Annotated in this window: 12 protein-coding genes, 1 pseudogene and 1 riboswitch; of the genes and pseudogenes, 5 read left to right on the plus strand and 8 right to left on the minus strand. The window is 68.3% G+C overall.

Annotation, left to right across the window (positions count from 1 at the left end; translation table 11 throughout):
• Positions 1–100: 100 nt before the first annotated feature.
• Positions 101–1117, minus strand: a complete 1017-nt coding sequence (locus F0357_RS04205; RefSeq protein WP_153479125.1) for an AraC family transcriptional regulator — start codon at positions 1115–1117, stop codon at positions 101–103.
• Between the two features lie 178 nt (positions 1118–1295).
• Positions 1296–1916, minus strand: a complete 621-nt coding sequence (locus tag F0357_RS04210) for a YdeI/OmpD-associated family protein (protein ID WP_153479127.1) — start codon at positions 1914–1916, stop codon at positions 1296–1298.
• 269 nt (positions 1917–2185) lie between these two features.
• Between F0357_RS04210 and F0357_RS04215 the strand changes: the two genes are divergently transcribed.
• The 5 genes and pseudogenes from F0357_RS04215 to F0357_RS25645 form a co-directional block, all read left to right on the plus strand.
• The gene (locus F0357_RS04215) at positions 2186–3415 is read left to right on the plus strand and encodes an NAD-binding protein (protein ID WP_153479129.1); all 1230 of its coding nucleotides are present in this window, start codon (positions 2186–2188) and stop codon (positions 3413–3415) included.
• A 207-nt stretch (positions 3416–3622) separates the two neighbouring features.
• Complete coding sequence (locus F0357_RS04220) at positions 3623–4645, plus strand: sensor domain-containing diguanylate cyclase (protein ID WP_208948211.1); 1023 nt, start codon at positions 3623–3625, stop codon at positions 4643–4645.
• Positions 4646–4682: 37 nt separating this feature from the next.
• Positions 4683–4896: riboswitch (cobalamin riboswitch) on the plus strand.
• A gap of 44 nt (positions 4897–4940) precedes the next feature.
• Positions 4941–5678 (plus strand): 5,6-dimethylbenzimidazole synthase, encoded by a 738-nt coding sequence (gene bluB / locus F0357_RS04225; RefSeq protein ID WP_153479134.1) that lies wholly within the window; start codon positions 4941–4943, stop codon positions 5676–5678.
• A 72-nt stretch (positions 5679–5750) separates the two neighbouring features.
• The gene (locus F0357_RS04230; protein WP_153479136.1) at positions 5751–6668 is read left to right on the plus strand and encodes an AAA family ATPase; all 918 of its coding nucleotides are present in this window, start codon (positions 5751–5753) and stop codon (positions 6666–6668) included.
• A gap of 7 nt (positions 6669–6675) precedes the next feature.
• Positions 6676–7839: pseudogene (locus tag F0357_RS25645) on the plus strand (vWA domain-containing protein); the annotation flags it as partial.
• A gap of 103 nt (positions 7840–7942) precedes the next feature.
• On the opposite strand, the gene F0357_RS04240 reads toward F0357_RS25645, so the two are convergent.
• The 6 genes from F0357_RS04240 to livM all read right to left on the minus strand — a co-directional run bounded on the left by F0357_RS04240 (position 7943) and on the right by livM (position 13924).
• The gene (locus F0357_RS04240; protein WP_153479138.1) at positions 7943–8971 is read right to left on the minus strand and encodes a P1 family peptidase; all 1029 of its coding nucleotides are present in this window, start codon (positions 8969–8971) and stop codon (positions 7943–7945) included.
• 405 nt (positions 8972–9376) lie between these two features.
• Entirely contained in the window at positions 9377–10483 is a 1107-nt protein-coding gene (locus F0357_RS04245; RefSeq protein WP_153479140.1) for a branched-chain amino acid ABC transporter substrate-binding protein, read from the minus strand.
• Between the two features lie 175 nt (positions 10484–10658).
• Complete coding sequence (locus tag F0357_RS04250; protein ID WP_312861444.1) at positions 10659–11006, minus strand: DUF6867 family protein; 348 nt, start codon at positions 11004–11006, stop codon at positions 10659–10661.
• A gap of 10 nt (positions 11007–11016) precedes the next feature.
• Positions 11017–11769 (minus strand): ABC transporter ATP-binding protein, encoded by a 753-nt coding sequence (locus tag F0357_RS04255; RefSeq protein ID WP_153479144.1) that lies wholly within the window; start codon positions 11767–11769, stop codon positions 11017–11019.
• Positions 11766–12608 carry an ABC transporter ATP-binding protein gene (locus F0357_RS04260; protein WP_208948212.1) on the minus strand — a complete coding sequence of 281 codons (843 nt, stop codon included), beginning with the start codon at positions 12606–12608 and terminating at the stop codon, positions 11766–11768. The genes F0357_RS04255 and F0357_RS04260 overlap by 4 nt, the downstream gene beginning before the upstream one ends.
• Positions 12608–13924, minus strand: coding sequence for a high-affinity branched-chain amino acid ABC transporter permease LivM (gene livM / locus F0357_RS04265; protein WP_153479148.1), 1317 nt, complete (start codon positions 13922–13924; stop codon positions 12608–12610). Before livM ends, F0357_RS04260 begins: the two co-directional genes overlap by 1 nt.
• Positions 13925–13926 lie beyond the last annotated feature (2 nt).

Here is a 13926-nt window from a genome sequence, read left to right on the forward strand (position 1 = left end):
GGAAGAAAAGCGACCGAGCGGGGACGGAGACACTCCCATTGCGTTATGTAATACTATAACATGACGTAGATGATCGACTGCGATCTGTGCCGCGTTTCGATCACAGGCGCAGTGTGCGGCTCCGCAGTGTTTGCGCCGGGCTTTCACCGAACCGCTCCCGATAGCGCACGGCGAGCGCGCCGAGATTGACGTAGCCCCGCCCCCCGGCGATCGAGGACACGGTCTCACCGGGTGCGGCGGCGAGCAGGGCCTCACGCAAGGCCGTCAGTCGCTGGGCTGCGAGGAACGCGTGCGGCGTGATCCCGCGGAACCGCCGGAAGCCTTCCGACAAGGATCGCGCCGAGATGCCGATCATAGCCGCGATCTCGAGCACGCTCGGCGCCTCGACCGCCCGCTCCGTCATCAGGCGCTCGGCCTCCCGTACATAATAGGGCGCGGCCGAACGAGCCCCCGTCTCGAGGTTCAGTTCCGCGCTCTCCGCCCAGTTGCGCAGCAGTTCGAGGCCGATGGTTTCCTCGATCCGCCGTTCGATCAGCGGATTGGGCACCGCATCGTGGCGGGCGTCGAGGGAGCGGGTCGCATAATCGAGGAGCGAGAGCCAGGCCGAATGGCCGACGCCGAAGATCAGCCGCTTCTTCCAGAGATCGTCGCCGGGAACGAACCCGTACCAGCGGGCGGCCGTCTCCTCCATCAGCGCATGGGGGATGGTCAGGTTGAGCTGAAGGTCGTGGCCGTCGGCGACGTTCCAATAATCCGTCCGGCTGCAATCGACGACATAGCTGTCCCCGGGCCGGGTATCGACGGCCGCCTTGCCGCCGAGCGGATGGCGGACGCTGCCGCGCAGGGTGTTGACGACGATGATGTTGCCGGAGTTCGGGTCGAAGTCGTCGGCGCGTGTTGGGGTCCCGAAACAGAAGCGGCTGAAGGTGATGCGACCGATCCGGAGCATCCGCATCGTCGAATCCGGGTTCATCCCCGGCGTCAGCGGCCGCGTGGACAACGGCATATAAGTCCGGTGACAGAATGCGTTGACCTCGGACCACTCCCGCGAGCCGTTCAATTTGCCGCGCAGCAGCGGTTTTCCTTGACCATCCTCCAGAAGTGCCCTGTCCAACATGGCGCTACCCTCCCGAGCCGCGTCATGTTCGCGGCTTATTATTGTAACATTATATTACAGCACACCTTCCCCGCTGTGGAATATTAGCCGAGACGTGGGCGGCGGCAAGTCTAACCGCAGCCGCTCCCCCGCGAGACCCCGCCGAATGACCGGGGCGGGCGCGGCCCCATGCGCCGCCTCACCGCTCCGTCGCGCCCTTGCCGGCGAGGATCTTCGGCCGGAAGGCGGCGATGCGGGAGAGCCGGGTCGCCTGGGTCTTGGCACCGTTGACGGCGAGCACGTAGCTGCGCTGCCGGCCGGGTGTCAGGGCCGCGAAGGCGCTCGCGAGGTCGGGGTCGGCTTCCATCGCCTCGACGAGGTCTTCGGGGAGTTCGATGATCCAGTCTTCCTTCGGCGGCTTGAGGCCGGCTTCCGCGTGGCCCATCGCCTCCTTGAGATAGGCCGCTATGATCGGCGCCCGTGCGGCGACGTCCGTCGCGGCGGTGAAGCGCATCATGTCGGGGTGCCGCGTGTTCGGCCCCTGGCGCTCGAGAAGGCCCATCGGATCCCGCATCAGCGCCGCGTTCATGAAGATGAGGCGGAAATCGCCGCGAACCGCGCCGATGAGGACGATATTGCGCCCAGCATGCCCATAGCAGGGATGGCCCCATTTGACGGCTTCGGCGAGCCCCACCGCGTGGCAGATACGGCGCAGCTCGAGGAGCCCAGGAGACCAGACCCGCGCCGAACAATCCGGCGTGGCGAAGCGCTCGCAGCGTCCGCATCCCTGCGTGAAGAAGTCTTCCACATCTGTGATCATGGCACGGTCTCCTCTCGCGGGCTTCTTCCGGCCCGCGTTCCGGCGTGTTCGCCGCGTTCCCGTATCGGGGTCGCGGGCGATCGCCCTCGTCAAGGGGACCCCGATCGGCTACTCAAGTCTTGAACGGCTCGCGGAGCCCGGGCTGCGGCGCGGGTCGCCGTGACGAGGCGGGAGCGGTGACGGGCTTGGGACCCGGCGCGGGTGCCGCCGGCCGACCTTCCAGCCCGACCGTAGCGCGTTCCAAGCCGAAACCCTCCAAGACGTTCCAGATGCGGATTCCCACTCCCCTCCGGCAGCTTTGGCGCCGCATCCACCGGCAGGCGCGGCTCGATCTGTGGTTCCCCCAGGTGCCGGTGGCGATCGCCGTCGCGGCCATCGGCGTCCTCGCCCTGCTGCCGGCCTTGACCGCAGACGTCGGCGACCTCCTCCACGACCACATGCCGGCATTCACGGACATGCTGCGCCAGTTCGCGGGCGAGGGGCCGCCCCCGCTCCTGCGCGGAGTGCCGAACGCGGTCATCGGGATCGTGCAGATCGTGGCGGCGATCGGCTTGGTCCTGCGCTCGCGCATCGTCTGGGTCGCGACCCTGGTGATGACGCTCGCCCACCTCGTGCTGCGCGTCGGCTATGACGGGCGCCCGTTCACGGCGCCGACCGAGCTTCTCACCGCGGCGACCTTTCTCGCGCTCGCTTTGTCGGGACGCCGGTTCGATCGGTCCTCGCTCGCCGCCGGCACGCTGTTCGCCTTCGGCGCCACCATGCTGTTCTTCGCTTACGGCGTGCTCGGCACCCTCGTGCTCGGCCAGGGCTTCGAGCCGCCGATCGTCAACGTCGTGCAATCGATCTATTTCACCGTGGTGACGATGAGCACCGTCGGCTACGGCGACATCGTCGCCAAGTCCGACGAAGCGCGGCTCTTTGTGATTTCGCTCATCGTCATCGGCATCACCGTGTTCTTGAGCTCCCTCTCGGCCCTGGTCGGGCCGCTCGTGCAGGGCCGGCTCGCCAGCATTCTCAATCTGAAGGGCAATGGAAAAATGCGGCGCGTCGACCATTTCATCATCGCCGGCACCGGCACGCTCGCCCGCAACACCGTGCGGGAGTTGCTCACGCGCGGCCTCGGTGTCGTCGTCATCACAGAGGACGACGACATCGTGGTCGAAGGCGCCGAGATGGAGGTCGGCGACCCGACCGATCTCGAGGTGCTGCGCCGCGCAGGTGCGCTCGACGCGCGCGCGGTCCTCGCGCTGTCGGACGACGACGCCGACAACGCCTTCATCATCCTGGCGCTGAAGGAACTCAACGCCACCGCCAAGACGGTCGCCGCGGTCAGCGCCCGCAAGAACATGGACCGGGTGCGCCGGGTCCAGCCCGACATGATCATGGCCCCCAACGTGTTCGGCGGCGAGGTGCTCGCCATGGCCCTCACCGAGGAGAAGATCGACGGCGAGCGCCTGATGGAGCGCTTCCTCGACGTGAACAAGGACAGCAAGAGCTGAGATCCCGCTTCGTTCAACCGAAAGCGGCATGCTCGGCACAACTTCCGAGACGATCGTTATGGGCGACAAAATCAACGCCTGCAAGGAGACGCGAAATTCTGGTTCGTTCACTGAAATTTTAGATCGGGTGCCCTGCGTGAACCATAATATCGTCGCAACCACAAAGCGATGGTGCGACGAGGATAAGTTCGATCTATGGATCCGTGCGTGACATCGGCTCGAGAAGACGAGCGTATCGCAGCGCTTCAGGCGCTGAAGACTTTCGAGCCGGCGGCCGACGAGCCCTTCCGCCGCGTCACTCGCATCGGCAAGACCCTGCTCGCCGTTCCGGTCTGTCACGTCTCGCTGATTGGCGCGAACACCCAATGGCTCCGCTCCGAGCAGACGTTGGCCATCTCGGAGTGCCCGCGCCATCTGTCGTTCTGCACCTACACGATCGAGATCGACGAGCCGCTGGTCGTGCCGGACGCGCTGCTCGACGCGCGGTTCGCACAGCATCCGTTCGTCGTCGGCGCGCCCTTCGTCCGCTACTATATCGGCGCTCAGTTGCGCACCCGGGACGGGCACAATATCGGCGCCTTGTGCGGGATCGACACGGTCCCGCGTCCCCAGACCCACCCTGAAATCGTGGCCGGACTCCAGGACCTCGCCCAGATCGTCATCGACGAACTCGAGCTGCGGCGCATCGCGACCTCGGACAGCCTGACGAGCGCTCTGACCCGCCGGGGCTTTATCGACCTCGCCGAGCACGCCTTCGCCCGGGCGCACCGCGATGGCCGCCCGCTCGCCTGCATCGTCCTCGATGTCGACCATTTCAAGCGCGTCAACGACGCCCACGGCCATGCTGCGGGCGATGAGGTGCTGCGCCGCCTCGTCCAGATCGCGAAAGCAGAGCTGCGCGAGTGCGATCGGATCGGGCGGCTCGGTGGCGAGGAGTTCGCCGTTCTCTTGCCGGAGGTCGGCGCCGGCGATGCGCTCGCCGTGGCAGAGCGGTTTCGGTGCAGGATCGAGGGTCAGTTCTTCTCGATCGGGGGCGAGACCTTCGCCGTCACCATCAGCGCCGGGGTCGCCGAGGCCTCGGCCGGGTCCCTCGATCTCGCGCACTTGATCGCGGCGGCCGACGGCGCGCTCTATCGCGCCAAGCACGGCGGTCGCAACCGGGTCGCGCTCGCGGACGGATCGGCGAGCGGATGGCAGCCGGCGAGCGACCCCGTCGCCGCCGCAGGATAAGGCCTCCCAGCCGGCTGGATCGCGGGCAGGATCGGTGGCACAAGGGACCGGTTCAGGTGCCCGGCCGGTGAGGCTGGGAGAATCGGGAAGGCGGTGAAAATCCGCCACGTGCCCAACGCTGTGAAGGGGACCGTCCGGACATCGGAGCCGTCGCGCCTCGCGTGCCGCGGCTCCCGCCACTGGCTCCGCCGGGAAGGCGTCCGCACGGGATGAACCTCAGTCAGAAGACCGGCCTGAACCCATAGGGCCCCGCCATGGACGGGCGGCCGCCGGCTTTTCCATGAAGGGGACACCCATGGAAGCTGATCTTTCTCCCGTCGCGGCCCTCGCCGCCGACGGCGCCTCCCGCGCATCCGACTTCTCCGAGGCGGAGCGCGCGGCGGTCTACAAGTGCATCCTGACGCGGCGCGACGTGCGCAGCGAGTTCCGCCCCGATCCCGTGCCGGACGCGGTGCTGGCCCGGATCCTCGACGCCGCCCACCATGCCCCCTCGGTAGGCTTCATGCAGCCGTGGGATTTCATCGTCGTGCGCGCGCCCGAGGTGAAGGCGGCCGTGCGCGCCGCCTTCGAGCGGGCGAATGCGGAGGCGGCGGCGATGTTCGACGGCGAACGCGCCCGCGCCTACCGCGCCTTGAAGCTGCAAGGCATCGAGGACGCTCCGGTCGGGATCTGCGTTACCTGCGACCGCAGCCGCAACGGCCCGTTGGTGCTCGGCCGCACCCACCAGCCGGAGACCGATCTCTACAGCGCCGTCTGCGCCGTACAAAATCTCTGGCTCGCGGCGCGGGCGGAGAATGTCGGCATCGGCTGGGTCAGCATCGTGCATCCCGGCGACCTCGCCGCCGCGCTCGGCATTCCGCCGGACATCACGCCCGTCGCCTATCTCTGCCTCGGCTACGTCACCCGGTTCCGCGACCGACCGGAGCTCGAAAGCGCCGGCTGGCTGCCGCGCCGGCCGCTGCGCGAGGCGGTCGCCTTCGATCGCTGGCGGGGCGGGACCGGTGACGAGCCCCTGCTCGCGCTGATGGACTGAGCGCCCGCGCCCGGTGGCGCGCGCGGGCCGGCCGGCCTATGATTCCGATCGAGCAATCCGGGAGCGCCGCCGATGGTCCAGCCGATCCCCGCCTCGATCGACGACACGATCGCCTTCCTCGACGGCCAAGGCTACGTGCCGGACCGCGCGCTGGCGACCGTCCTGTTCCTCGCCCTCCGGCTCGGCCGGCCGCTTTTTCTCGAAGGCGAGGCCGGTGTCGGCAAGACGGAGATCGCCAAGGTGCTCGCCGCCGGCCTCGGCCGGCGGCTGATCCGCCTGCAATGCTACGAAGGCCTCGACATAGCGTCCGCCGTCTACGAGTGGAACTACGCGGCGCAGATGATCGAGATCCGCCTCGCCGAAGCGGCCGGCGAGACCGACCGGGCGACGCTCTCGACCGACATCTTCGCCGAGCGCTTCCTCATCAAGCGGCCGGTCTTGCAGGCGCTGGAGCCCGACCTCGCCGGCCCGCCGGTGCTGCTCATCGACGAACTCGACCGCGCCGACGAAGCCTTCGAGGCCTTTCTCCTCGAGGTGCTCGCCGATCATCAGGTCACCATCCCGGAACTCGGCACCATCCGGGCCGAGGCGCCGCCGATCGTCCTCATCACAACGAACCGCACCCGCGAGATCCACGACGCCCTGAAGCGGCGCTGCCTCTATCATTGGGTCGATTATCCCGATTCCGAGCGCGAGCTCGCGATCCTGCGCCGCCGGGTTCCGGGGGCCGGTGCGGCGCTCGGCCGGCAGGTGGTCGCCTTCGTGCAGAGCCTGCGGGACGAAGGTCTGTTCAAGGCACCGGGCATCGCCGAAACCCTCGATTGGGCGGCGGCCCTCGTCGAGCTCGATCAGGCCGCGCTCGACCCCGAGATCGCCACCGATACGCTGGGCGCCCTCCTCAAATATCAGGACGACATCGCCCGCATCCGCGGCAGCCGCGTCGCCGCCCTCGTCGAGGCGGCCCGCCGCAGCGCCGAGATCGCCGCCTGAGGCCGCCATGGCGCGCGCTCCCGACGGTCCTCTCGCCCCGGAAGAGCCGATCGCGGACGGCGGGCGGCTCGCCGAAAACATCGCCCATTTCGCCCGCGCCTTGCGCAAGGCCGGCCTGCCGGTGGGACCGGCCGCAATGATCCGCGCGGTCGAGGCCATTGAGGTCGCCGGCATCGGCCGGCGGGACGATCTCTATTGGACGCTTCACGCCGTCTTCGTCACGAAGCGGGAGCAGCACCCGGTGTTCGATGCCGCCTTCGCGGCGTTCTTCCGCTCGAAGGGGCTCGTCGAGAAGCTCATCGCGATGCTCTCGCCGGTCGCCCTGCCCCGCGCACCGGCGCCACCCCGGCCGGGCGAGGCGCGGGTTGCCGAAGCGCTCGCGCCGCGCCGACGGCAACAGCCCGAAAACCGCGAGCCCGAGATCGTGCTCGACGCCCGCCTCACCGCCTCCGACCGCGAGGTTTTACAACGCAAGGACTTCGCCCAGATGAGCGCGGCCGAGATGGCAGCGGCGGAACGGGCCGTCCGCGCCCTGGCTCTGCCGCTCGACCGGGTCCGGACGCGGCGCCTCGCGCCAGATCCGCGCGGGCCGAGGATCGATCCGCGGCGGACGCTGCGCGCCTCGCTGAAGGCCGGCGGCGCGGCGATCCGCCTGGAGCGGCGCGCACCCGTGGAGCGGCCGCCGCCGATCGTGGCGCTCGTGGACGTGTCGGGTTCGATGGCGGATTATTCGCGGGTGCTGCTGCACTTCCTCCACGCGCTCGCGGCGGTGCGCACGGTCCACACCTTCGCGTTCGGCACCCGCCTCACCAACATCACGCGCGCGCTCGCCCGCAAGGACCCAGACGTCGCGCTCAGCGAGGCCTCCGCCCGCGTCGCCGATTGGTCCGGGGGCACACGGATTGCCGCCACGCTCGCCGCCTTCAACCGCGACTGGAGCCGCCGCGTGCTCGGCGGCGGCCCGATCGTTCTCCTCGTCACAGACGGGCTCGAGCGGGCCGCCGACGCAGACGACGATGCCGACCTCGCCCGCGAGATGGACCGGCTGCACCGCTCGTGCCGGCGGCTGATCTGGTTGAACCCGCTGCTGCGCTTCGGCGGCTTCGAGGCGCGCGCCACGGGAATCCGGGCGATGCTGCCTTATGTGGACGAGTTCCGGGCCGTCCATTCTCTCGAGGCGGTGGCCGATCTCTGCGGCGCGCTTTCGGCGCGGCGGCGCGCGGCAGAGGTCGATCCGCGCCGCTGGCTCACGGCCCCGCGCGGGACTGAGGGCCCTAGCGTTTGCCGAACAGGTCGCTCCAGGCGGGGACGTGACAGTCCGGCCAGGACTGCGCCTCGTAGACGCCGCGGGCGATGGCGCGGGCGAGCACGGCGGCCGCCACCGCCCCGAGCCCGACGAGATCGGCGGCAGGGTCCGCGAGCGAGTGGCGTCCCGTCGCCAGGGCAAACACCGTGTCGCCGTCATAGGGCGTATGGGCCGGCCAGATCGCGCGGGTGAGACCGTCGTGAGCCATCACCGCCAGTCGGCGCGCCTGGGCCTTGTCGAGGGCGGCGTCCGTCGCGACGATCGCGATCGTCGTGTTGGCGAGGCTGCCGATGCCGCCGAGCTTGGTCACCGGCAGGCGCGCCTCCGCCGGCCACGGCGCGGGCAGACCGAGGCCGCCGAACTCCGCTCCCTCCTCGAACGGGGCAGCCCAGAAGTGCGGCCCATGCCCGACCGTCGCCATGCCGAGGGCGTTGACGGCGACGAGGGCCCCGACCGTGATGCCGCTGTCGAGCAGTGCCGAAGCCGAGCCGAGCCCGCCTTTGAGGAGGCCGCCGTCGGGACCGGCGATCACCGCGCCGGCCCCGGCCCCGATGCGGCCCAGCGCGAAGGCACCGCCTTGCGCCGTGGCCGCCGCCTCGTAACCGAGCTCGCGATAGGGCGGGAAGCGGCCCCAGCCCTTGTCGCCGCCGTTCAAGAGATCGAACAGGATCGCCGCCGGCACGATCGGCACCCGGGCGTCGCCCACCGCGAAGCCCCGCCCCGTCTCGCGCAGCCGCGCCTGGACGCCGCTCGCCGCATCGAGGCCGAACGCCGAGCCGCCGGCGAGCACCACGGCATCGACCGCCTGCACGGTCTGCTCCGGGGCGAGCAGATCTGTCTCCCGCGTGCCGGGCGCCCCGCCGAGCACCATGACCGAGGCGGCCGCCGGTTCGTCGCAAAGCACCGCCGTCACCCCGGAGCGAAGCCGGTCGTCAGTCGCCTGCCCGACCGCGAGTCCCGCGACGTCGGTGATGAGATTGAGCGGTCCGGGCTTCATATCGGATCTCCCCCGCGGACAGGCGCGCGCCTCGGCCGGACACGTCCGACGCTCCGTTATAGCCCGCGCGCAGATCGCGTTCAGCTTTCGGAGGGGCGGAGCGGCAGACGGGATGCCGTTCGCGCCCCATCGAACTCCACGTGCGCCGGCGCTCGCCGCTCACACCCGCCCTCCGTTGTCATTGCCGGCCTTGTGCCGGCAACCCAGGGGCGGCGAACAGGGCGCCTGTGGCCCTGGGTCCCCGGGTCAAGCCCGGGGAAGACGGCGGAGAGGGTGAATGCGCGGCCAAAGCGCCAAAGGAGCAGAGGGCTGCAGATAAGGCGGTGCTGCAATGAGCCGCCGGACATACCGCAACAAAAAGGCCCCGGGGTCACCGGGGCCTTTCCGTTCAAGAGGCTGAGGAGATCAGCTCTTGTAATAGTCGTACTTGCCGTCGTGCCACTGGTACATGACGTAGCCCGGCAGGGTGACGTCGCCCTTGTCGTTGAACTTCAGGCTTCCGAGCACGGTCTGGAACGAGCCCTTGTCGAGCTCCTTGGCGACGGCGTCGGTCTCGACCGACTTCGCAGCCTTGGCGGCCTCGGCCCAAGCCTGGATCGCGGCGTAGGTGTAGAGCACGTAGCCTTCCGGCTCGATGCCCTTCTTGCGGAACTCCTCGACGATCTTCGAGGCTTCCGGGTTCTTGCGCGGGTCGGGCGAGAAGGTCATCAGCGTGCCTTCGCCGGCCTTGCCGGTGATCGACCAGAACTCGTCGGTCACGAAGGCGTCGCCCGACATCATGACGGCGTCGAGGCCCTGGTCACGCATCTGGCGCAGGATGAGGCCACCCTCGGTGTGGTAGCCGCCGACATAGACGACCTGCACGCCGGCCTGCTTCAGCTTCGAAACCAGCGCGGTGTAGTCCTTCTCACCGGCCGTGTAGGACTCCCAGAGGACTTCCTTCACGCCCGCCTCGTTGAGGTACTTGCGGGTCTCCTCGGCGAGGCCGAGGCCGTAAGCCGACTTGTCGTTCAGGATCGCGATCTTCTTGTCCTTGAACTTGTCGGCGAGGAACTTGCCGGCGACCTGACCCTGCTGATCGTCACGACCGCAGACGCGGTAGATGATGTTGCCGGGGCGCTCGTCGGAATACTTCGGGTTGGTCGAGGCGGGCGAGATCTCGATCACGCCTTCCTCGGCGTAGACGGCGCTCGCCGGGATCGACGAACCCGAGCAGAAGTGGCCGGCGACCATCTTCACACCCTGGCCGACGAGCTGGTTCGCCACCGCGACCGCCTGCTTGGGATCGCAGGCATCGTCGCCGATCACGAGCTTCAGCTTCTCGCCGTTGACGCCGCCAGCGGCGTTGATGTCCTCGACCGCCTGCTCCGCACCGGCCTTCATCTGCGCGCCGAACGAGGCGTACTGGCCGGTCATCGGACCGGCAGTGGCGATCAGGATGTCGGCCCAGGCCGCGCCCGACACGACAGTGCCGAACGCCAGCGCGGCACTCATCAAAAGAGCCTTCTTCATCGGTCAGTCCCCTCTGGAAATCATAACCACCGGTTGCCCGGTCAATGGGAAGGCGGCAGGGCTAACCCCACCCCTGCCGGCGAGTGTGCCGCATTTATTCCGGTGCGGTACAGGGCTTTTTTGGCACCTGCGACACCTCGGAAAGAGGCTGCGGACGGCCTCCCACGCGCAGCGGTCACGTCCCGGCGCGCTCGCGCCAGGTGAATGGACCGGTCCGCTCGTAGATCCAACGATATTGTGTCGTCATCTGCCCGGTGCGCTTGTGGCGCCAGCCGGCGAAGCCGACGATGAGATAGATCACGAAGGTCACGATCCAGTAGTGGATCGACAAGAGCGTGCCCTGAAACAGCGCGAACTGCAGGAAGCGGATGCCGCAGGCGAGCAGCGCCATGTAGACCACGAGATGGGGGAGCGGCGACCAGCCCCGGGCGATCGCGCGGCCGGTCATCCAGGCTCCGCCGCCACCCAGCAGCACGGTGAGCACGAGGAAGGCACCGAAGGAAGTTTCCCACAAAAGTCCCATCATTGCCTCCTCAATGCCGCCCGCCTTCGAGATAGGCGGCGCGCACCTCCTCGCGGGCGAGCAGTTCCTTGCCGGTGCCCGACATCGTGATGACGCCGTTCACCATCACGTAGCCGCGGTGCGCGAGCTTCAACGCATGATAGGCATTCTGCTCGACCAGGAAGACGGTGAGGCCCTCGGTCTCGTTCAGAATGCGGATCGCGTCGAAGATCTGTTTGACGATGAGCGGCGCGAGGCCCAGCGAGGGCTCGTCCAGGAGGAGGAGCTTCGGCCGGCTCATGAGTGCGCGGCCGATCGCCAGCATCTGCTGCTCGCCGCCCGAGAGCGTGCCGCCGCGCTGGTGGACCCGCTCCTTGAGGCGCGGGAACAGCGTGAAGATGCGCTCGAGGTCGTGCTCGAAATCGGCCGGATCACCGAGCGAGGCCCCCATCTGGAGGTTCTCGTAGACCGTCATGCGCGGGAAGACGCGGCGGCCTTCCGGTGATTGGGCGATCTTGAGCCGGGCGATCTCGTGGGTGGGCAGGCCGACGATCTCCTGGCCCTCAAACTGGATCGAGCCTTCACGGGCACGCGGGCTGCCGAACACCGTCATCATCAGGGTCGACTTGCCGGCGCCGTTGGCACCGATCAACGTAACGATCTCACCGCGATGCACATCGAGGTCGACGCCCTTGAGGGCGATGATCTTGCCGTAGAAGGTCTTGACCCCGCGAACGGCGAGCATCGGCTCGCCTGCCGGGGACGCCGCGAGCGCCGCGCTCATGCTCCGACCTCCACCTCGACCTGTTCGACCTCTTCGTCCTCGACGCCGAGATAAGCCGCGATCACCTTCGGATCGTTGCGCACCTCGGTGGGCGTGCCGTCCGAGATCTTGCGGCCGTAGTCGAGCACGACGACGTGGTCGGAGATTTCCATGACGACGCTCATATCGTGCTCGATGAGAAGCACGGAGACGCCCTCATCCCGCCGCAGGAACAAGAGGAGCTCGTTGAGCTCCGCCGATTCACGCGGGTTGAGGCCTGCTGCCGGCTCGTCGAGGCAGAGGAGCTGCGGCCCGGTGCACATCGCGCGGGCGATCTCGAGCCGACGCTGGGCACCATAGGGCAGATCGGCCGCCGGATCGTCGGCGCGGGCGAACAGGCCGACGCGATCGAGCCAATATTTGGCCTTCTCCAGCGCGTCCCGCTCCGCGTGGCGGAAGCGGCCGAGCCCCAGGATACCGGCGATCGAGAACAGCGACGCCTTCATGAGCGCCCGGTGCTGGGCGACCATCAGGTTTTCGAGCAGCGTCATGCCGCCGAACAGGCGGATGTTCTGGAAGGTGCGCGCCACGTGGGCGGTGCCGGAGATGGCGTGATCCGGCATCCGCTCCAGAAGGAAGGTCTCGCCGTCCTGGTGGCGGACGGTGAGCCGCCCCTCGGTCGGCTTGTAGAAGCCGGTGATGCAGTTGAAGACCGTCGTCTTGCCGGCGCCGTTCGGGCCGATCAGGGCGGTGATGTCGCCCCGGCCGACGGCGAAGGAGAGGTCGCCGACGGCGGTCAGGCCGCCGAACCGCATGGTGAGGTGCTCGACGGTGAGCACCGGATCATGTTCCCAGCGCATCAGCCGTGCCCCTCCCCGACGAGCGACGCATCGATCACCTTGGCCTTGCCGAGCGCGATGGTCGGTTTGCGGACCGACACCATGCCGCGCGGCCGCCAGATCATGATGAGCACCATCGCGAACCCGAACACCAGCATGCGGTATTCGTCGAGCCCGCGGAACGCCTCGAAGCCGCCGATCATGATGACGGAGGCGATGACGACGCCGATCTGGCTGCCGAGACCGCCGAGCACGACGATCGCGAGGATCGTCGCCGATTCCATGAAGGTGAAGGACTCGGGTGAGATGAAGCCCTGGCGGGTGGCGAAGAACGAGCCGGCGAAGCCCGCGAACATGGCGCCCGTGGCAAACGCCGAGAGCTTCGTCAGCGTCGTGTTGATGCCGAGCGAACGGCAGGCAATCTCGTCCTCACGCAGCGCCTCCCAGGCGCGTCCGACCGGCAATCGTCGCAATCGGACGGTCACGAAGGCCGTCAGGAGCGCAAGCGCCAGGATCAAATAATAGAGGAAGACAATGCGGTGGATGGGCGAGAAGGTGAGCCCGAACGTCGCCGCAAAGCCGCCCGGACCGCGGTCGAACGGAATGCCGAAGAAGCTCGGGCGCGGGATGTTCGAGATGCCGTTCGGACCGCCGGTGAAGTCGATCCAATTGAGCAGCACGACGCGGATGATTTCGCCGAAGGCGAGCGTCACGATGGCGAGATAGTCTCCGCGCAGGCGCAGCACGGGGAAGCCGAGCGTCACGCCCCACAAAGCGGCGAGGATGCCGGCGACCGGCAGGCAGAGCCAGAACGACCAGCCGAAATATTGCGCAAGCAGGGCGTAGGAATAGGCACCCACCGCGTAGAAGGCGACGTAGCCGAGATCGAGGAGCCCCGCGAGACCGACCACGATGTTGAGGCCCCAGCCGAGCATCACGTAAGTCAACACGAGGATCGAGGTGTCGATCACGTAGCGGCTCTTCTCGGGCACGAACGTCATCATGAGGAACGGCAGGAGCACGGCGATCGCGAGCAGCGCCGGGCCGACGAAGCGGCCGACGACCAGCATCTTCGCCTGGCTCGGCGCGAGCCCCGAGAACAGACCCGTCACCGGCCGGTCGGTCTTGAAGACGAAGAGGTTGAGGAGGAGCCGGCCGACGAAGACGATCGCAACCGCGATGCCGACCGCGCCCCAGCGCTGCTGCAAGAGAAGGCCACCGGTGGTGGTGACGGTCTTGAGCCCCAGCAGCGGGCCGGACAAAGCGAGCGCCAACAAGGCGGCCACGACGGCGTCTTTCAGAGAGGCGCCGAAGCGGTTCTTCACATTCGATGCCATCT

It is taken from the genome of Segnochrobactrum spirostomi (genome assembly GCF_009600605.1).
GTDB lineage: Bacteria > Pseudomonadota > Alphaproteobacteria > Rhizobiales > Segnochrobactraceae > Segnochrobactrum > Segnochrobactrum spirostomi.